This window comes from Vagococcus fessus, assembly GCF_003987565.1.
Classification (GTDB): domain Bacteria; phylum Bacillota; class Bacilli; order Lactobacillales; family Vagococcaceae; genus Vagococcus_D; species Vagococcus_D fessus.
Map to the genome: position 1 here is coordinate 370,555 of NZ_NGJY01000001.1, position 18,150 is coordinate 388,704.

Genomic DNA, 18,150 nt, shown 5'->3' on the forward strand with positions numbered 1-18,150 from the left:
GCAGAGCGATTTTAATTTTGACGCTCTACCGAGTCAATAATGCCGACAATAACCGCGTCAACGGGAGTTTCAGGATCATCTAAAGCGACACGGGCTGAACCACCCATCGTGACTAAAACCATGTCACCAAAACCAGCTCCAGCATTATCTGCCGCAACTAAGGTTTGGGGTGTTGATGTTTTTTCATCCGCTTCAATATCAACTAATAAAAACTTCAAACCATTTAACTTTTCATTTTTTCTAGTAGCCCATAGACTACCTGAGACTGTCCCGATTAACATAGTTATTCCTCTTTTCTTCTATATATAAGTGTGATTTGTTTTTCTCTCAAATAATCTTTTGCAAGTGACGTTACAATTGTTCCTTCACTTACTTCAAATTCTGATCCTATTTCCAAACCTAACTTACCAAGTTTATCATATGTCAAAACTTGTCGTTTTTCATTGTTTTCTTGCTTGTAGCACTCTACAAATTCCCCACCAAATGATTCTAACGTTGATTCATAGTCTTTAATTACTTTACTCATCAAATAAGGAAGTTTTTCAACTTCATTTGCATAAGATAAACTATCTTTAACTATAAACACAGGTTTCTTTTCTTTGAAAAAAGAAAGTAAACACGATGCTTCATCCGATTGTGGAGAGAATAAGGCAACTTGACTAAGTAAACTCACAGATAAGTCAGCTACTAAAATAGCATCTGCTGTCTGCTGGTCAGTCGAAATGACATACTCATTCTTCGAAACAAATTCCTCTATTTGATTAGTTGTTTCTCCTAAAATGTAAAGATTTTTTGAGTGATTAGACTCACTTTCGTTAGCAAGTTTCAGCATAATTTTATCAGTTATATAGGTTACTAATGCCTCTATATCCATCATAAACTACGCCTGCTTTTTAATGATATAACCTTGTGTTCCTTTTTTGAATCCACAAGCATTTGCTTCATCGTAATCAATGTGCATGTATGTTGCGAATTTTGGACTCACACGGATAACAACATCATCAAAGATTAATGGACGTTCGCCTTCAACTTTAACTTGTACAATTTCACCTTGGACAACGTTATTACGTTCAGCATCCTCTGGTGTCATATGGACATGACGTTTTGCTGCAATTAACCCTTTTTCAAGAGATGCAACTTTTAAGCCGTTCATTAAAACAATACCAGGTGTACCTTCGATATCGCCACTTTCTTTAACTGGTGCTTTCACACCAAGAATAAGGGCATCTGTTAATGATACTTCTACTTGAGATTCATTTCTTTCTGGGCCTAAGATAATTACGTTTCTAAGAACGCCTTTAGGTCCAACAAGAGAAATTCTTTCTTGACAAGCATATTGTCCAGGTTGTGATAAATCTTTAGCTTTTGTTAATTGGTAACCTTCACCAAATAATAAATCGATTGTTTTACGGTCTAAATGGACATGACGACCACTAGCTTCTACTTCAAAAGATTTGTTTTCAGTTTTAATACGAGAAACAACTTCACGTACTAATACATTGATATCTAAATCAGTCATAATATACCTCCTACCACATTTTCATTATAGAAAAGGGTATATTTAAAAGTTAAATATACCCTTTCATGTCAACTTTTTAATAAGCTGATGTATTTAGAAATTAACCTTGTACTTTTGGTAAGATTTCGTCAACTTCTGAATGTGGACGAGGGATAACGTGTACTGATAATAATTCTCCAACACGTTCTGCAGCTGCAGCACCAGCATCAGTAGCAGCTTTAACTGCACCAACATCACCACGTACCATAACAGTTACTAATCCGCCACCTACTTGTTCTTTACCGATAAGTGTTACGTTTGCTGCTTTAACCATAGCGTCTGCTGCTTCAATTGCTCCTACTAACCCTTTAGTTTCGATCATTCCTAATGCATTTGCGTTCATAATAAAATTCCTCCTAATAGTATATGTTTTTTTTATATTATAAATAGATTATAACCAATTATTATAGTTTTGCTAAAATAGCATCAACTATTGTGTTAATTAAAGCTTCTTCTGGTTTAGCTGATGTACTAGTTGAAACTGTTGTTTTACCTTCAACTAAGTAAGCATCTTCTCCACGAAGTTCTTCTAATTCGCGTACACCATAAGCCACACGACGAATATTGAATAAGTTTTCTGGTCCAATGTTATCTGATGTTGAGCTTCCACCAACAGCACCACAACCTAATGTTAAGGCTGGCATCATATTAGTAGCAGCACCAATACCACCTAGTGCTCCAGGAGCATTAACTAGTAAACGAGAAACTGGTTTTCTTAAACCAAATTCACGGACAACATTTTCATCTTCAGTATGCAAGCATAAAGTATGACCTGCACCTTCATGATTTAAAATATCAATGCTTAATTCACATGCTTCTTCCCAATTCTTAGTCGTATAGAACGCCAAGATTGGTGCTAATTTTTCGCGAGAATACGGTACTTTATCGCCAACACGAGTTTCTTCAGCAATTAAGACACGAGTTCCTACTGGTACAGAAAGACCAGTTAATGTTGCGATATCTTGAACAGATTTACCTACGATTTGTGGGTTCATTGTTCCGTTAGCACGCATAATGAATTTTTCTAATTTAGCAGCTTCTTCAATTGATAAGAAGTAAGCACCATTCTTTTTAAATTCAGCAACAACCGCAGCTTTGCTCACTTCTTCAACAACAACTGATTGTTCAGAGGCACAAATTGTACCATTATCAAATGTTTTTGAATCCATAATGCGTTTAACAGCCATAGGGATGTTTGCAGATTTTTCGATAAACGCAGGGCCATTACCTGGTCCTACACCGATTGCTGGCGTACCAGATGAATAAGCAGCTTTAACCATTGCTGATCCACCAGTTGCTAAAATTAAGTTTGTTAAATCATTCTTCATTAATTCAGATGTACCTTGAATAGTTGGAACTGTCATACAGCTAATAGCTCCAGCAGGACAGCCAGCTGCAACAGCAGCGTTACGAATGATTTCGATTGTTTCTAAGATTGCTTTTAAAGCATTCGGATGTGGTGAGAAAACGATACTGTTTCCGGCTTTAATTGAAATTAAAGCTTTATAAATCACTGTAGATGTTGGATTTGTTGATGGAATTAATCCTGCAACAACACCAACTGGTACAGCTACATCAGTAACACGACGAACTTTATCTTCGTTGATAATACCAACTGATTTAATATCTTTAATATTTTCCCAAACTACTTTAGATGCGAAAGAATTTTTAACTACTTTATCTTCCCAAATACCAAAGCCAGTTTCTTCACGAGCCATTTTTGCTAATTTCACACGCTCATTATAAGCAGCATCTGCAATAGCTTTACAAATTGTATCAATTTTTTCTTGTGAAAAAGTTGATAATTCTTTTTGAGCTGCAGTAGCTTCTCTTAATAGGTTTCTTACTTCTTGAACTGATAATAGATCTTTATCTTGTAAATTCACCAAAAATTACGCCTCCTTGTTTATTTTTTCTTCTTATTTTTTGTAGAAGAAGTTTTTGATGCTTTTTTTGTTGATTGTTTTTTAACGGTCTCTTTTTTCATTGAAGCAGGTTTAGTGCTTTCTTGAACCGTTTCTTTTTTTGCACTTGTTGAATTATTTGGTGTTTCAGGTTTAGCTTCTTCAACAGGGAGTAACTCAACTTGTTCTTCAGTCTTAACAGGTTTAGCTTCTACTTTTGGTTCCTCTTTATTTAAAGAAGAAAGAACCATTTCAGCAGCTTCATCTGCTAGGCGTGGAATCACGTGACTAGATCTTAGACATGTAAGGTCATTTGCAACGCGAGTCCCTGTTTCAACTGCTACTTGAACAGCTGATACATTGCCTGATAATTGAATTGTTGTAATACCACCAGAAATCTTTTCAGCACTTATCAACTTAACATCAGCTGTTTTAAGTGCTGCATCTGCTGCTGCAACTGCTCCAAGAAAACCATTAACTTCAATAAGGCCTAAAGCTTGAATAGACAAGGTTATTGCCTCCTTTGGATTAATACATTGTTGGGTTTGCCGCAACTAATGCTACTGCTTGAGCAAATGCGTCACATGCCGCTTTACATGCAGATTGACTACCTGTTAATAATGCACCACCAAAGTTTGTTTCTGAAGGTGGGCCATAAAAAGCTGCAACTTCAACATCAGCCGCTTTAATAGCAGCATCTAAAGCATACATAGCTTCTAAAGGAGGAGCAATTAGGTAAGCTAAAGCTTCGCCTTCTTTAATTCCTGCTTCTTTTGATAAGTGAGTACCAGTACGAGAGATTAAGTGTGCAAAGTAAGGAACACTATCGTCTTCGTTAGCACTGATAAAACCAGGGCTATTTTCAATTTCTTGAACAACTGTATCTAAACCACTTTTAACTTCTGCTGGAGATGGACCGGCAATAATTCCGATAACTTCACCTGCAAATTTAGTACTAGCATTTCCAGCACCTGCATACATACTTTTAGCATATACCACTTCAACTGCTGCTGATTTTGTTGCTTCATCTAACGCAACGTATGTTACATCATCACAATCAGAGGTAATCATACCTAAACTACGGTGTTTTTGAGGATCTAAGTTTAACGCTTTAGCCATACCAGCGTCTACGTTTGCAATAATTTTTGCACTTAAAACGTTAGCACCTAATGAATCATTAATCATTTAATTTTCCTCCTTTATTAACCTTCTTTTAAATCAATACCTGATTTTTTCTTATCAAGCATATTTTTAATAACTTCAGCGATGTAAGCACCCGCTTCAACTGCTGGAGTACCACCTTTTTGAATGTTAGAAATAACAGTACGACGAGCTTCTGGCATGCCGATAGTTGGTTTGTAAGCGATATAAGCACTCATAGATTCAGCAGTAACTAAACCTGGACGCTCTCCAATTAACATACAAACAACATCTGCTCCTGATAATTCACCGATTTCATCCATTGCCCCTACACGAGAATACTTAACAAAGATAACGTCATCGAAATCAAGGTTAAACATTTTTAAACCTTGTTTAATTGATGGAAGAATTTCTTTAATGTTAGCACCAATCGCTGCAGAACTTAATCCATCTCCAACAACAACTTGTACTTTAGCACCTTGTTTTGAATGAGATTTGATGATTTGACGATTTTCATCATCAAACTGACGTCCTAAATCTGGACGAGTTACATATTCATCTTTGTCGTTACACTTAGTTTGAACTGGAACAAATCCCATTTCAGAAACTAATTCCTCAGGTACATCTGAGAATACTGCATCTTGAGCAGCCGCGTGGTCAGCTCTAAAACGCAGCATAGATTGAGTCTTGTAACGAGGACCTGAACGCCATAAACCTAGGCGAGCTGGAGTATATTGTTTCATACGTAAGTATCCTTCTTCATCCGCAGCATCTGGGATTAAGAATTGAGTTTTAATATCAACTTCCGTAATATCTGGAATAAATCCATCTTCTACTTGTCCGTTGTATGATGCATCTTGTTGAGATGTTATATTTGAAACAATACTTCCTACAACATCCTCATTTTTATTCGAATCTTGACCAGACATTTCTGACAAGATTGTTTCTATCATTGCTTTTAATCCTTTTTCATCGACCATTTCTTAGTGAACCCTCCTTTTCTATTTTAAGAAGATAGATCCATCGCCAGCACGTTCAGTCAAGCGACCATCTTCCATAAGTCCCATTTTTTCCATCCAGCCTTCGAATTCACGAGTTGGACGTTTGTTTAACATATGTCTAATTGTAGCTGTTTCATGGTAACCAGTTGTTTGGTAGTTTAACATGATATCATCAGCATGAGGGATACCCATGATGAAGTTAACATTAGCTAAAGCTAATAATGAAGCTAAGTTTTCAGCATCATTTTGGTCAGCTTTCATGTGGTTTGTATAACATACATCACAACCCATTGATAAGCCAGAAAGTTTACCCATGAAGTGATCTTCTAAACCAGCACGGATAACTTGTTTTGAATCGTATAAGTATTCAGGCCCAATAAATCCAACTACTGTATTAACAATATACGGATCAAAACGTTTAGCAAAACCATAACAACGAGCTTCCATTGTTACTTGGTCAGCACCGTAGTGAGCGTCTGATGATAATTCAGAACCTTGACCAGTTTCAAAATACATAACGTTAGGTCCAGCAACAGCACCTGTTTCCATAGCTAATTTTTTAGCTTCAGCAATATCGTTAGAATCAAAACCGAATGCTGTATTACCTTTTTGAGAACCAGCGATTGATTGGAAGACTAAACCAGTTGGTGTTCCTTTTTTCATCGCTTCAATTTGTGTTTTAACATGAGCTAGCACACATGTTTGTGTTGGAATTTCCCACTCATTTTTAAATTCTTCAAATTTGTTTAAAATACGCATAACACTTTCAGTTGAGTCATCAACAGGATTTAAACCGATAACCGCATCACCGATACCGTATGATAGACCTTCCATAAGTGATGCCATGATACCATCAATATCATCAGTAGTGTGGTTAGGTTGTAAACGAGCTGAGATACGACCAGGTTCACCAATCGTTGTATTAGCTGTTTTCATAACAATAATTTTTTGTGCAGCATAGACTAAATCCATGTTTGACATTAATTTAGTAACAGCAGCTACCATTTCAGATGTTAAACCACGAGCAACTTGTTTAATATCATAGTCAGTTGTTTTGAAATCAAGGATGAATTCACGTAATTCTTCAACCGTCCAATGTTTGATGTTGTTGTAAGCACGTTTGTTTACATCATCAATGATGATACGAGTTACTTCATCTTCCTCATAAGGTACAACTGGGTTGTTAAATAAATCTTGTAATTGTAATTGAGCTAAAACGACTTTAGCTGCAACACGTTCTTCTGCTGAAGTAGCAGCTACACCCGCTAAGGTATCGCCAGATTTCACTTCATTTGATTTGGCTAAAACTTCTTTTACTGATTTAAATTCATAAGTTTTGCCAAACAATCTTGTTTTTAATATCATTTTTAAAATTCCTCCTTCACTTTTCTTCTAATTGAAAATTAACGTTTTTACTACTACAGGTAAAACACTACCTGCTGCTACCGGTTTCCCAATATCTATATAATCTCCATTTTCGACACGAACACTATCAATACAGACAAAAGGATACCCTTTTGGCAAAAGACCAAATAAACATTGACCTAGTGATTTCGCCATATCTTGTTGGACAATTATAACTAAAGTTTCATTTCTTTGAATCATACTAGTCAAGCCTTTAACAATACCTTTAGCATATTCTTGAACTCTATTGAATGTAGGATTACTCTCCCCTTCAATACCTAATGCTATAGCTTGAAACTCATTTTCTAATTGATACCATTCCATTTTTTTAGCAATTGCTTCTGAAATGGCATGTTCATCACCTAACTCATCTTGATGGCTCAGTTTAAGGATAGGACTATTTTTTATTGGAAGAACTTCCTCAATATATGTAATAGTACTCCCACTAATTTCAGCGGTATGTGCGCCTGCTCCAACAACCGTTGCACGAATCGTTTCGATTGATTTTATGACATTCATCTTAGACATAATAAGTGATTCTTTTAAAGCTTTACCTAAAAGCAAACCAATATCGCCATACATAAATGGATCTAAGCGGTTATCTTGTTCAATACAATCTGCAACACCACCTGAGAATGATAAAGCTTCAATATCTCGAGCATGAGCTAACCCTTTATTGGTAATAATCAAATCATAATAAGGACTGATTGGACCAATACCAACACTATTTTCAAGTAAGGTCACCATTATTGATATGATTGGCTGAAGATCTTGAGGTGTCACCTCTTGACCTTCATGTAATCTTAACTGTTCTTTAGTGATGATTTCTTTAATTTTAGGTGCCAAATACGTAATTTTATGGGTGGTCTTATCGACTTTTATCAGTCTCCCACCAATATCAAGACATCCTGTATCTGTCACTTCACCATCGTAAAATACAGCAAGGTTTGTAGTACCACCACCAATATCCAAGTTAACCACAGTATTATGGTGCTCCTTGGAATGGCCTTGTGCACCCGCACCACGTCCTGCAATTATACTTTCTAAATCCGGACCAGCTGTAGCTACAACAAAATCACCTGCATAACCACTAAGTGCCTCTAAGACTTTGCTTGAATTTTCCTTACGGGCTGTTTCACCTGTAATAATAACGGCGCCAATTTGAATATCATCTTTTCCTATACCAGCTGATACGTACTGTCTTGAGACAAAATCTTTAATTTTTTCAACATCAATTAAGTTGTTTGAAAAAATGGGAGTAAACATTATATCGCTTCGAAAAATAACTTTTTTATCTGTTATCGTGATACGAGGTATCGTAAAAGCTGACGCCATGTTCTGTATCGATAATTCTGAAATAATCATTTGTGTTGTTGATGTACCTAAATCTATCCCAACACTTAATACTTTTTCTTCAGACAAATCATTCCCACCCTTCTTTTTAAAAATTAAAAAAGTCGCTCAAATAAATCTTTTAATAGGTTAAAAGATCTGTTTAAGCGACTTTGCTTGACGACAAACGACATTGTTTGTCCTATGTAGTTTTAAAATAAAAACATGTTGTTGTTCCATCTTCTGATGAACTTATTTGCAGCTTACCTCTAAGTTTATCTTTTACATACGAAGATACAATTTGGAGACCTAAGCTTTGATCAAATATAGCTTCAGAATCATAACCAGTTCCATTATCTTTAACTGTAACTTTAACAAAATCATTGCCTTCTTTAGACAGAGAGATACTTATTTTATTATCTGTCACATCCTTGTTAAACGCATGTTCAAAACTATTTTGAAGTAGTTCATTAACAATCAAAGCTACAGTCACAGTTCGATCACTATCCAGAGAAATTGTTTCATCTAATTCTACTTTAAGTATTACATCCAATGTACCTAGAAATACTCTTTGCACATTGTTGATTATCATATGTAAAACAGAAGATAATAAGATGTCATCTTCAATTTGTTTTGATAGCATCTCGTGAACGCTTGAAATTGCTAATACACGATTTTCACTTTCATTAAGTATTTTAGATGCCTCTTCATTCTGTAGACGCCTTCTTTGAATACGCAAAAGAGATACTATACTTTGCAAATTATTTTTCACACGATGATGAATTTCTTTTATTGCAACCGATTTTGTAATAATTTCAACTTCTTTATTATAAATTTCAGTTTTATCGTGAAGAATCATTACAAATAAATCGTTATCTTTCTCAAAAAAACGTTTCATTTCAAAATGACTTTCGCCAAACATTACTTTTTTTTGAGATACTTCATCCCATCTTCCAACCTCTAATAAATACAATAATTGTTCAAAGGTACTTGTATCCAATGATAAATTATCATAATGAAATCCCTTGATCCGTTCCATGTACCCAAAATGATAATAATAAGAATCAGCAACACTATTATTCATAACAAGATAACCATCTTTATCAAAGACTAAAATTGCCTCATCTAATTTTTCGATAAAAGATTGGTAAAATAAATTAGCTTTAGGATAGTTATATCCTGTTCCATCATCAAAAACATTTTTTTCTGGACGATAATCACGTTCTTCAACAGCTTCAGCAAAAGGTGATTCAACAATTATAACACCGATATTCTTTTGATTATTACGAATAGGAAAAACCTTTTGCCTTATCATTTTATTTTCTTGAGTTTTACCAAGAAGTCCTTCTGTTTTTAAAGATGTTTCAAACGTTCGATAAACACCTGGTTCGTTTAAACGTTTCGCTATTTTACCAACTATTTCATCTTTATAAAGCGAATTTTTTAAAGTCGGTTTACGATGATAAACAACGATTGCTTCATCTGTTCGTGTTGAAAGTATGTCTATAAAAACATCTTCGCCTTGATACAAAATACTATTTTCTAAACCATTAGCTGTATTTACAATTTCATCTACATCATCAGGAGATAAATTGGAGTATTCCTTGCATAGCTTTCTAATTAGAGTCTCATGCATGACTTATCACAATCATTTCAGCTACATCAATCATTTGACAACGCTTATCCATGCTTAATTTTCTAATTTGTTTATAAGCTTCATCTTCAGAAATACCCTGTGTAGACATTAAAACACCTTTTGCTTTTTCAATCATTTTTCTGTTCTCTAATTTTGTTGATAATTCTAAAACATTTTTTTCAAGATTGAAGACTTGGTTTCCTTTAGCAATAGCCATATCTACTGTAGGGATAAATGATTTTTCGTCTAGCGGTTTAACTAAATACCCAACCGCATCAAAACCTAATGCTTTTTGTCTATGATTAGTATCACTATATGCAGTTAACATTAGAATACCTTTTGCATAGTGTTCACTCATAATTTTCTTTCCAGCTGTTAAACCATCTAAAAGCGGCATTTGAACATCCATAATGACTAAATCCGGCATATGTTGTTTACACACTTCGATTGCTTCGAATCCATCAGCTGCTTCTCCTACGACATTGTAGTTTGCAGCTCGCAACATATCCTTTAAGTCTAGTCTCATTAATGGTTCATCGTCTACAATGACAATGTTCTTAGTCACGATACCACTCCTTTCATTTATTTAGCTCTCAATTAAATCTAAGTTTTTGTTACGTATGTTGAAGAAAATTCCAAGATAGTCTTCAAACCTTCAGTAACGGCATTTAAAGCAGCCTCTACAGAAGATAAATCTCCTGTAAGAACAACAGAACCACTAAAACGATCTACAAAACCTACATCAACATCACCAGACTTCAGTGCTATATCTACTGCTATAATTGCGGCTTCACTTGGTGTTATTGTTAAGATCCCTATTGCTCCAGATTTAGTTGTAACTAAACCTAGTTTATCATAAATATCCTGGGTTGGACTAGCTATGATGTGAGCCATTGTGACTTGTTTACCAGGGACAAATTCTTGTATCAATCGTTGTTTTTCTTGCACAAAGAATCACCTTTCTTTTATATAATAAATACATAGCTTATTATTTTTTAAATAATGGTTCAATAATAGCAATTACTTCTTCTTCTGTTGGTTGAATTGGATTAGTGGCAGTAGTTGGATCTTGTATCGCTTCTTTTCCAATTGTATCTAAATGTGGTTTTAATGACTCTACTGTCTCGCCCATCTCAACAAAATTTGAAGGAATATCTAATGCTTGACGTAATTTTTTAATGCGGTTCACTAATTGGCGAACTGCCATTTTACCTGAGCCTGTAGATAAGCTATTTTTTTGTGCAATATCGGCATACTTAGCCATAGCAACGTTACACTTTTCTGAGTTAAATTCAATGATTGACGGCAATAAAATCGCATTAATACGACCATGTGGCATATGGAACTTGCCACCGATTGTATGAGCAATACCATGACATAAGCCTAGTGATGCTTGGTTAAATGCAATACCTGCTAAGCATGAGGCATAATGAACTTTTTCTCTAGCTTCCATATCATCACCATTTACAAAAGCACGTTCCAAGTAATTAAGTATTAAACTAATTGCTTTTTCAGCCAAAGCATCTGAGAAATCATTAGCTTCTGTAGATACATACGCTTCTAACGCATGAGTTAAAACGTCCATTCCCGTATCAGCAGTGATATGAGGTGGAACTGTTCTAACTAATCGTGTATCCAAAATAGCTTTATCAGGTTGTAATAAATCATCTACCAAAGGATGTTTTAAGTTTTCTTTAGGATTGGTAATAACAGAGAAATTTGTTACTTCTGATCCTGTACCACTTGTCGTTGGGATAACAATCAATGTTAATTGTTCAAATTTACCTAATTTAATACCAAAAAGCTTCATGGCTTTTGCAGCATCAATTGCTGAACCTCCACCGAATGCGATTAGTAATGTTGGTTTAAATGCATCTAATTTTTCGACGCCTCCTACTACATTATCAACAACTGGATCTGGCACAACATCCGTATAAATCTCTACTGTATTTGTATCATTTATATTATCTGTAATAAAATCTATTAATTTAGATTCTACCAAAAAACCATCTGTTACAATGAAAATTCTTTCATTAGAGTATGTTTTTAAACAATCTAGAGAGTTTTCACCTATAAAAATATTTGTATTAAAATTTAATTGTTTCACACTTGCACCTCCGCATAATAATAAATAGAAAAAAGCTACCTAAAAAAGACTATGACTAGACTTTCTTTAGGTAGCTTCCTTGCTAACTAAAAAATAAAAAGACAGCGGGATACACGTCGTTGTGCAATCTTACTTTTCAGTAAAATAATCCGTTGTCTTTTTATAACTTTTGTTAAAATGTGGTTATCTAACTCACTACTGAATGACAAACACATTATTACTGGTACTCTAAAACGACAAGGAGTTTTACTGAATAAGCCTTATTGAGGCTATCTTCTTTATAAACTTAGACGTTTTACCACGAAACACTAAGTACCATGTAGTTAATTTTAGAAAGACCTGACTTGTAGTTTTCACTCTTCACAGTGGCGGGACCGTATTGGAATCTAACCAAATTTCCATCTAAAATAAACAATTAAATAACTTTCTTCTTATGAAAATCTTATCATAATTGATAAGCGTTTACAACATTTTCTTGTGATTTTTTTATTAATTATAAAAAACTTTTCCATTTCTTCTATAGCTAACATCTGGTCTACCTTCACGATGGTTAATTAAACGAGCCGCTGCAAAGAAATAATCCGATAAACGATTTAAAAATTTTAAAACCTCTTCATTAATCTCTTCTTCTGAAGCTGTTGCAACAACTTCACGTTCCGCTCGTCTTGCAATCGTTCTAGCATAGTGTAAATGACTAGCAATAGGATCTCCACCTGGTAAAATAAACTCTGTTAATGGTTCTGGAGATTGTAAATATTTATCAATACACTCTTCTAACCAAACTGCTGATTCACTTTTAGTTCTATACCCTTTAGAAGCGTTAGGTGTTGCCATATCCGTACCACAATCAAATAAAATTTGTTGTATTTCAATTAAATCTTTTTTTACATCTAAGCTGCTCTTCATTTGACTTATGATAACCCCAAGATATGAGTTCAGTTCATCTACTGTACCATACGAACAAACTCTATTTGATGCTTTAGAGACTTTTTCACCACCGATAATACTCGTCTGTCCTTTATCGCCAGTTTTTGTATATATTTTCATTACTTCTCCTCCTTCTTCAAATAGTCTAAAACTTCTTGAATCCCTTCATTTTCTGTTGAAGAAACTTTAAACACCTTCACTGCCCCAGCATTCAATAGACTTAACTCAGCAAATTTAACTTCTTCTTCGTTTTCAGCTAAATCAACCTTTGTAATAATACCAATACTCGGACAAGAAAACATACTACTAAAACCAGGTGGAAATGTATCAAACGACTCCCCTACACTTTGAAGAAGACCTACAACATCTGCCTCTGTCGAGGTCACTTGTAATGCACTGTAATATTGTCTTCTTTGAGTAAACTCTCCTGGTGTATCAATTACAACATCTTCAAATTGAATAGCTTGTGTTTTATGATAAGATATCTCTTGACCTTTTAAACGCTGAGTTAGGGTCGTTTTCCCAGTTCCAACTGCTCCGACTAACATAATTTTTTTCACGTAGTTCCCTCTATTCTTACTCTATGATCGTGTAATTTTTGTTTTAGAAATAGCAAGCATATTACCTAATGTATCAATCACAGCTTCAAGTGCTGCTTCAACTGCTGTAACATCACCTGTCACGACTAGAGCACCACTGAATCGGTCCATAAAACCTATTTTAACATCTGCAGCTTTCGTAGCAATATCAGATGCTACGATTGCCGCCTCACTAGGTGTAATTGTTAAAATACCTATCGCTTGGGATTTAAACGCTTGTAACCCAACTTTTTCATAAACCTTACTATCCGGATTTGCTACGATATGGGCAATTGTTATCTGACGACCAGGTACCGATTCTTGAATAACTCTAACTTTTTCTGTCATATTTTTAGACCTCTTTTCTATTATCTACTCTTGCTTTAAGTTTTGAAATTAACTCGGGCGTTGTCCCGCAACATCCTCCCACTAATTTAATTTGTTCATAATTCAAAATATCTTCCATGGCATCCAAAAACTCTTGCTCTTTTACAGAATAAACCATATCTTCAACTGCTTGACTTGGAATACTTATGTTCGGTTGAATAATTAGCGGAAGCGACGTTTCTTTTAACGCAGTCTTAATATAACAACTTAAGTCCTCATCAATTGGTAAGCAATTGAGTCCCACTGCCGAAACACCAAGTTCTTCACATTTAACAATGAATTGAGAGAATTCTTCTCCAGAAATCAATTGTCCCATATCTGTTAAAGTACACGTTACTGCTAATGGTATTTGAGTAACAGCTTTTATTTCATTAACTGCCATAACTGCTTCTGAAAAATTACAAACTGTTTCCAATAAAATTAGGTCTATATCATGACTATCACCTAATTCCGCCTGCCATTTATAACGTTTACTGAGTTCTTTTTTTTCAATCGTATTTAATTTTGAAAAATCAGCGTCACCTGGACCTATACTAAGAGCGATGTATGGCGCTGATATCTCCTTAAGAATCTGATAATCAGCTGATATGACACGTTCCATCTCATATTTTTCTGAAAAAGATGTTAACCTAAATGTATTCGTCGTCAGAACATCCGCTCCTGAGTCTATGTATAATTGATGCACCTCTTTAACCACGTTTGGAGAATCGACTGAGGCTTTATCAAGAGGGTAAGTCACATAGCCACGTTTTAAAATTTCTGTTCCTTTTCCGCCATCAAAAACCAAAGTCTCATTTAGTAAAACCGAAGAATTCGTCATGCGTCTCCTCCTACTGGTACATATACCATTCTTTAGATTCCTTAACACTTGACCACAAGGCTCGTGGTATGGCTAATTCTTGTCGTAACGCTCCCGTTAATTGCCGTTCTTCGAATACTATTTCCGTTCCCACAAGAACTTTCTCAGCCCAGTCTGGTAAAAAAATAAATGGGCGACATGCAGAAACTAAGGGGCTAGTTTTTAAAGCTTTAGCCACATCTTCATGACACAATAGTCCACCACAAGTTATGAGCGGAATACTATCAGACATAGTGTTTAGCAAACTTGCTTTAGAATACTTCTGCCCATCAACTTCAACCTCTTCCAACGAATCGGAACTCGCCATATGAATATAGTCCAGTGGCAGTGAGTTTAATTCTTGAACTGTCAACAGTGTTGTTTGAAATGACTTCCATTTCTCTTGCTCTTCCAAAGAACTATCCGTTTCTGACAATCTAATTCCTAAAGCAAAGGGCGATGTTGCATACTCGTTAATACAACTGTTCAATCTCAATACAAGCTCTTCTATAAATTTTAATCTTTTTTTTAAACAACCACCGTAAGCATCGGTTCTATAATTCCAACTAGGTGATAAAAATTGATAAGGCAAGTAATTACTAGCCGCATGTATCTCTACGCCATCAAAACCTGCTCGGATTGCACGAATAAGAGCTTCCTCATAATCTTGATAAATCGACTCTATCATCTGCTCGGTTAATTCTTGATATTGGTGAGTTGAGTCAAGTTGATTCGATTCAGAAGAAACGCAGAAAGAGCTTCGAATCGTAGAATTGTAAGAAGTCATAGCTCCACCATGATAAAGCTGAATAAATACTTTACTATCACTGCCGCCTTTCTTTATCTTACTAATCAATTTACTAAGACCAGCGATATGCCTATTATGACTGATTCCAATACCACCTTCATAAGCTTTCCCTTTTTGAGTGACATAGGCAGAGGCTAAAACAATTGCTCCAACACCCTTTGACCGTTTTTCATAAAAGGCTAAGTCTTGCTCACTTATCTCCCCACCAGGCAAACAGCTTAGTGTTGAAATTGGAGCAAACAACACCCTATTTTTTAATACTAGACCACAACCTAATTCAAACGACTCATTCAAAGTCACATTTCCGACCTCCTTTCCCTTATCTACAACAAAAAAATGGCACAAAAAAAATATATTTTTTTGCGCCTTTGCATTTTAAAATTACACCATTGTAATTCCTTCGATTTATTAACTTGTGTATAGGATATCAAATTTTTTAATAATAGTCAAAGCTGGTTTTAAAGCCTTTTCAGACAATATGCTATTTCAAGATATTCAAAAAACGTTGCATTCATTCTTGAGAGGGCTTACAATAACTTTGACAACGGTGTCATTTATTCTTAAAAATAAAATAAATGAAAGAATGCAGGTGAAAAAATGCTATTAGAAAAAATTCACAAGTCTGGTATTGTAGGAGCTGGAGGAGCTGGTTTCCCTACTGCCAAAAAGTTAAACGCTAAAGCAGAATACTTTTTAATTAATGCTGCTGAGTGTGAGCCTTTACTAAAAACAGACCACTATGTTATGAAAAATCACGCTGAAAAATGTATCCAAGCCATCGCCGAGGTGGGTAAATTTGTAGAAGCAGAACATATTGTCATTGCTACGAAAAGCCATTACAACGAAGAAATCGCTTCTCTACAAGCTGCTATTGACAAATTTAATGCTCCTATTACTATTTTCAAAATGGGTAACTTTTATCCAGCTGGTGATGAACAAGTCATCGTCTATGAAGTAACCGGAAGAACTGTACCACCCGGAGGTATTCCTCTACAAGTCGGATGCGTGGTATCAAATATCACAACCATGCTTAACGTTTATGAGTCTATGTCCTCAGAAACCCCCTTAACACACAAACTACTTACTATCACCGGTGAAGTAAGCGAACCAAAACTGTTACTTGTCCCTATCGGCACTCCTTTTTCTAAATGTTTAGAATTAGCCGGTGGCACACCACTATCTCAGTTCATTTTCTTAAACGGCGGCCCTATGATGGGTAAAATCGGTAATCATTTAAACTTCAACGATCAAGTCGTAACTAAAACAACTTCAGGTATCATTATTCTTGAAGAAAAAGAGTATTTATACCAATTACATGAACGACAAATTTCACAAATTATCAATCAAGCAAAATCGAGTTGTATTCAGTGTACATTATGTACAGATTTGTGTCCGCGTTATCAAATCGGAATTCCTTTACACCCTCACCAAGTCATGAGACATCTTTCGATGAATGAGATTCCAGAAGATATTGATGACGATCCTGTTTGGAAACAAGCTATATTGTGCTGTGAATGTGGTATCTGTGAAGTTATCGCTTGTCCGATGTCTTTATCACCACGACAAGTTAATATCTATGTGAAAAATAGACTAGCAGAAAAAGGCATTCGTTACCAATATAACGGTGAAGAATTAATTCCAAAACCAATGCGCGAATTCGCAAAAACACCTCCAAAAAATATTCTTCTAAAAATGGGGTTAGAAAAATACGCAAACTATACTTTTGATGATGTAACGGAATTTGACAGTGATGAAGTTTTCATTCCATTGAAAATGCATATCGGAGCTCCTTGTCATGCGGTTGTTGAACCCGGACAAAAAGTTCAAGCAGGAGACGTTATCGCAACACTTGATGATGATAAGCTTGGTGCTCCGATACATGCAAGTATCTCGGGAACTGTGCAAACCGTTGGCGAACAATTAATTCATATTAAAAAGGATGTGGCATAATGGCTATTGATACATTAGGATTTTTAGAACTAAATAGTATTGCAAAAGGAATCGAAGCAGTAGACTTCATGTTAAAGGCCGCTGACTGTCAGTTGATTTCAGCTAAAGCAAGCTGCCCTGGAAAGTATTATATTATCATTTCTGGGCGTGTTGATTCAGTCGAGCGTTCAATCGAAGAAGGATCACGTATCGGCGGTATGCACGTCGTTGGTAAGTTAACTATTCCACGTATTGACCCTAAAGTAATTACAGCAATCAGCATGACTCATGTCCCTGATAACATGTCAGCTGTTGGAGCTATCGAATACTACTCAGCAGCAGGCTCTATCATCGCAGCTGATTTCGCAGTTAAAGCAGCAGATGTTGATCTAATTAGTTTACAATTAGGAACAGGCATCGCTGGTAAATCATTCGTCGTTTTGACAGGAGATGTTGATGCTGTTAGAGCGGCTGTTGATGCTGGGGTCGAAGGCGCTAAAGAGGAAGCTATGATTATTAATCATATTGTTTTACCAAATCCTCGTCCCGAACTAGTCAATAGTTTGGTATTTTAATAAATAAAAAGAGCTAACTTAATAGT

General features: G+C 35.5%; 21 protein-coding genes and 1 riboswitch. Of the genes, 2 read left to right on the forward strand and 19 right to left on the reverse strand.

What is annotated here, in order from left to right; translation table 11 throughout:
• Positions 1–11: 11 nt before the first annotated feature.
• From CBF31_RS01875 to CBF31_RS01965, 19 genes are all read right to left on the reverse strand, one after another.
• Positions 12–281 (reverse strand): EutN/CcmL family microcompartment protein, encoded by a 270-nt coding sequence (locus tag CBF31_RS01875; protein ID WP_126830410.1) that lies wholly within the window; start codon positions 279–281, stop codon positions 12–14.
• A 2-nt stretch (positions 282–283) separates the two neighbouring features.
• Positions 284–877: a hypothetical protein gene (locus CBF31_RS01880; protein WP_126830412.1), complete on the reverse strand. Its 594-nt coding sequence runs from the start codon at positions 875–877 to the stop codon at positions 284–286.
• Between the two features lie 3 nt (positions 878–880).
• Positions 881–1,519 carry an ethanolamine utilization phosphate acetyltransferase EutD gene (gene eutD / locus CBF31_RS01885; RefSeq protein WP_126830414.1) on the reverse strand — a complete coding sequence of 213 codons (639 nt, stop codon included), beginning with the start codon at positions 1,517–1,519 and terminating at the stop codon, positions 881–883.
• 100 nt (positions 1,520–1,619) lie between these two features.
• On the reverse strand, positions 1,620–1,901 hold the full coding sequence (eutM, locus tag CBF31_RS01890) for an ethanolamine utilization microcompartment protein EutM (RefSeq protein ID WP_211330806.1): 282 nt from the start codon (positions 1,899–1,901) through the stop codon (positions 1,620–1,622).
• Between the two features lie 61 nt (positions 1,902–1,962).
• On the reverse strand, positions 1,963–3,444 hold the full coding sequence (locus CBF31_RS01895) for an acetaldehyde dehydrogenase (acetylating) (RefSeq protein WP_126831158.1): 1,482 nt from the start codon (positions 3,442–3,444) through the stop codon (positions 1,963–1,965).
• Positions 3,445–3,464: 20 nt separating this feature from the next.
• Positions 3,465–3,971 (reverse strand): BMC domain-containing protein, encoded by a 507-nt coding sequence (locus CBF31_RS01900; RefSeq protein WP_245977899.1) that lies wholly within the window; start codon positions 3,969–3,971, stop codon positions 3,465–3,467.
• 19 nt (positions 3,972–3,990) lie between these two features.
• Positions 3,991–4,647: an ethanolamine utilization microcompartment protein EutL gene (gene eutL / locus CBF31_RS01905; RefSeq protein WP_126830418.1), complete on the reverse strand. Its 657-nt coding sequence runs from the start codon at positions 4,645–4,647 to the stop codon at positions 3,991–3,993.
• Positions 4,648–4,664: 17 nt separating this feature from the next.
• Positions 4,665–5,582, reverse strand: coding sequence for an ethanolamine ammonia-lyase subunit EutC (gene eutC, locus CBF31_RS01910; protein ID WP_126830420.1), 918 nt, complete (start codon positions 5,580–5,582; stop codon positions 4,665–4,667).
• A 21-nt stretch (positions 5,583–5,603) separates the two neighbouring features.
• Entirely contained in the window at positions 5,604–6,968 is a 1,365-nt protein-coding gene (locus CBF31_RS01915) for an ethanolamine ammonia-lyase subunit EutB (protein WP_126830422.1), read from the reverse strand.
• Positions 6,969–6,995: 27 nt separating this feature from the next.
• Complete coding sequence (gene eutA / locus CBF31_RS01920; protein ID WP_126830424.1) at positions 6,996–8,429, reverse strand: ethanolamine ammonia-lyase reactivating factor EutA; 1,434 nt, start codon at positions 8,427–8,429, stop codon at positions 6,996–6,998.
• A 112-nt stretch (positions 8,430–8,541) separates the two neighbouring features.
• Positions 8,542–9,975 carry a sensor histidine kinase gene (locus CBF31_RS01925; protein ID WP_126830426.1) on the reverse strand — a complete coding sequence of 478 codons (1,434 nt, stop codon included), beginning with the start codon at positions 9,973–9,975 and terminating at the stop codon, positions 8,542–8,544.
• On the reverse strand, positions 9,968–10,540 hold the full coding sequence (locus CBF31_RS01930; protein ID WP_126830428.1) for an ANTAR domain-containing response regulator: 573 nt from the start codon (positions 10,538–10,540) through the stop codon (positions 9,968–9,970). The genes CBF31_RS01925 and CBF31_RS01930 overlap by 8 nt, the downstream gene beginning before the upstream one ends.
• A gap of 38 nt (positions 10,541–10,578) precedes the next feature.
• A complete protein-coding gene (locus CBF31_RS01935; protein WP_170167838.1) occupies positions 10,579–10,923 on the reverse strand; it encodes a BMC domain-containing protein in 345 nt (114 codons plus the stop codon).
• 40 nt (positions 10,924–10,963) lie between these two features.
• Entirely contained in the window at positions 10,964–12,082 is a 1,119-nt protein-coding gene (locus CBF31_RS01940; RefSeq protein WP_126830430.1) for a 1-propanol dehydrogenase PduQ, read from the reverse strand.
• A 279-nt stretch (positions 12,083–12,361) separates the two neighbouring features.
• A riboswitch (adenosylcobalamin (AdoCbl) riboswitch) is annotated at positions 12,362–12,509 on the reverse strand.
• A 62-nt stretch (positions 12,510–12,571) separates the two neighbouring features.
• Positions 12,572–13,129, reverse strand: a complete 558-nt coding sequence (locus tag CBF31_RS01945) for a cob(I)yrinic acid a,c-diamide adenosyltransferase (RefSeq protein ID WP_126830432.1) — start codon at positions 13,127–13,129, stop codon at positions 12,572–12,574.
• Positions 13,129–13,569 carry a EutP/PduV family microcompartment system protein gene (locus CBF31_RS01950; protein WP_126830434.1) on the reverse strand — a complete coding sequence of 147 codons (441 nt, stop codon included), beginning with the start codon at positions 13,567–13,569 and terminating at the stop codon, positions 13,129–13,131. Before CBF31_RS01950 ends, CBF31_RS01945 begins: the two co-directional genes overlap by 1 nt.
• A gap of 21 nt (positions 13,570–13,590) precedes the next feature.
• Positions 13,591–13,935 carry a BMC domain-containing protein gene (locus CBF31_RS01955; protein ID WP_126830436.1) on the reverse strand — a complete coding sequence of 115 codons (345 nt, stop codon included), beginning with the start codon at positions 13,933–13,935 and terminating at the stop codon, positions 13,591–13,593.
• 4 nt (positions 13,936–13,939) lie between these two features.
• Positions 13,940–14,794, reverse strand: a complete 855-nt coding sequence (locus CBF31_RS01960) for a homocysteine S-methyltransferase family protein (RefSeq protein ID WP_126830438.1) — start codon at positions 14,792–14,794, stop codon at positions 13,940–13,942.
• Positions 14,795–14,804: 10 nt separating this feature from the next.
• Positions 14,805–15,920 carry an oxidoreductase gene (locus CBF31_RS01965; protein ID WP_170167839.1) on the reverse strand — a complete coding sequence of 372 codons (1,116 nt, stop codon included), beginning with the start codon at positions 15,918–15,920 and terminating at the stop codon, positions 14,805–14,807.
• A gap of 297 nt (positions 15,921–16,217) precedes the next feature.
• Here CBF31_RS01965 and CBF31_RS01970 point away from each other — a divergent pair, with 297 nt between their 5' ends.
• Positions 16,218–17,570, forward strand: a complete 1,353-nt coding sequence (locus CBF31_RS01970) for a 4Fe-4S dicluster domain-containing protein (RefSeq protein ID WP_126830442.1) — start codon at positions 16,218–16,220, stop codon at positions 17,568–17,570.
• Entirely contained in the window at positions 17,570–18,124 is a 555-nt protein-coding gene (locus CBF31_RS01975; protein WP_126830444.1) for a BMC domain-containing protein, read from the forward strand. Before CBF31_RS01970 ends, CBF31_RS01975 begins: the two co-directional genes overlap by 1 nt.
• The last annotated feature ends 26 nt before the right edge of the window (positions 18,125–18,150 follow it).

Coding starts and splice junctions, on each gene's coding strand:
- CBF31_RS01875 (WP_126830410.1), bottom strand. CDS start 281: ATGTTAATCGGGACAGTCTCAGGTAGTCTATGGGCTACTAGAAAAAAT.
- CBF31_RS01880 (WP_126830412.1), bottom strand. CDS start 877: ATGATGGATATAGAGGCATTAGTAACCTATATAACTGATAAAATTATG.
- eutD (WP_126830414.1), bottom strand. CDS start 1,519: ATGACTGATTTAGATATCAATGTATTAGTACGTGAAGTTGTTTCTCGT.
- eutM (WP_211330806.1), bottom strand. CDS start 1,901: ATGAACGCAAATGCATTAGGAATGATCGAAACTAAAGGGTTAGTAGGA.
- eutL (WP_126830418.1), bottom strand. CDS start 4,647: ATGATTAATGATTCATTAGGTGCTAACGTTTTAAGTGCAAAAATTATT.
- eutC (WP_126830420.1), bottom strand. CDS start 5,582: ATGGTCGATGAAAAAGGATTAAAAGCAATGATAGAAACAATCTTGTCA.
- CBF31_RS01915 (WP_126830422.1), bottom strand. CDS start 6,968: ATGATATTAAAAACAAGATTGTTTGGCAAAACTTATGAATTTAAATCA.
- CBF31_RS01925 (WP_126830426.1), bottom strand. CDS start 9,975: ATGCATGAGACTCTAATTAGAAAGCTATGCAAGGAATACTCCAATTTA.
- CBF31_RS01945 (WP_126830432.1), bottom strand. CDS start 13,129: ATGAAAATATATACAAAAACTGGCGATAAAGGACAGACGAGTATTATC.
- CBF31_RS01955 (WP_126830436.1), bottom strand. CDS start 13,935: ATGACAGAAAAAGTTAGAGTTATTCAAGAATCGGTACCTGGTCGTCAG.
- CBF31_RS01960 (WP_126830438.1), bottom strand. CDS start 14,794: ATGACGAATTCTTCGGTTTTACTAAATGAGACTTTGGTTTTTGATGGC.
- CBF31_RS01970 (WP_126830442.1), top strand. CDS start 16,218: ATGCTATTAGAAAAAATTCACAAGTCTGGTATTGTAGGAGCTGGAGGA.
- CBF31_RS01975 (WP_126830444.1), top strand. CDS start 17,570: ATGGCTATTGATACATTAGGATTTTTAGAACTAAATAGTATTGCAAAA.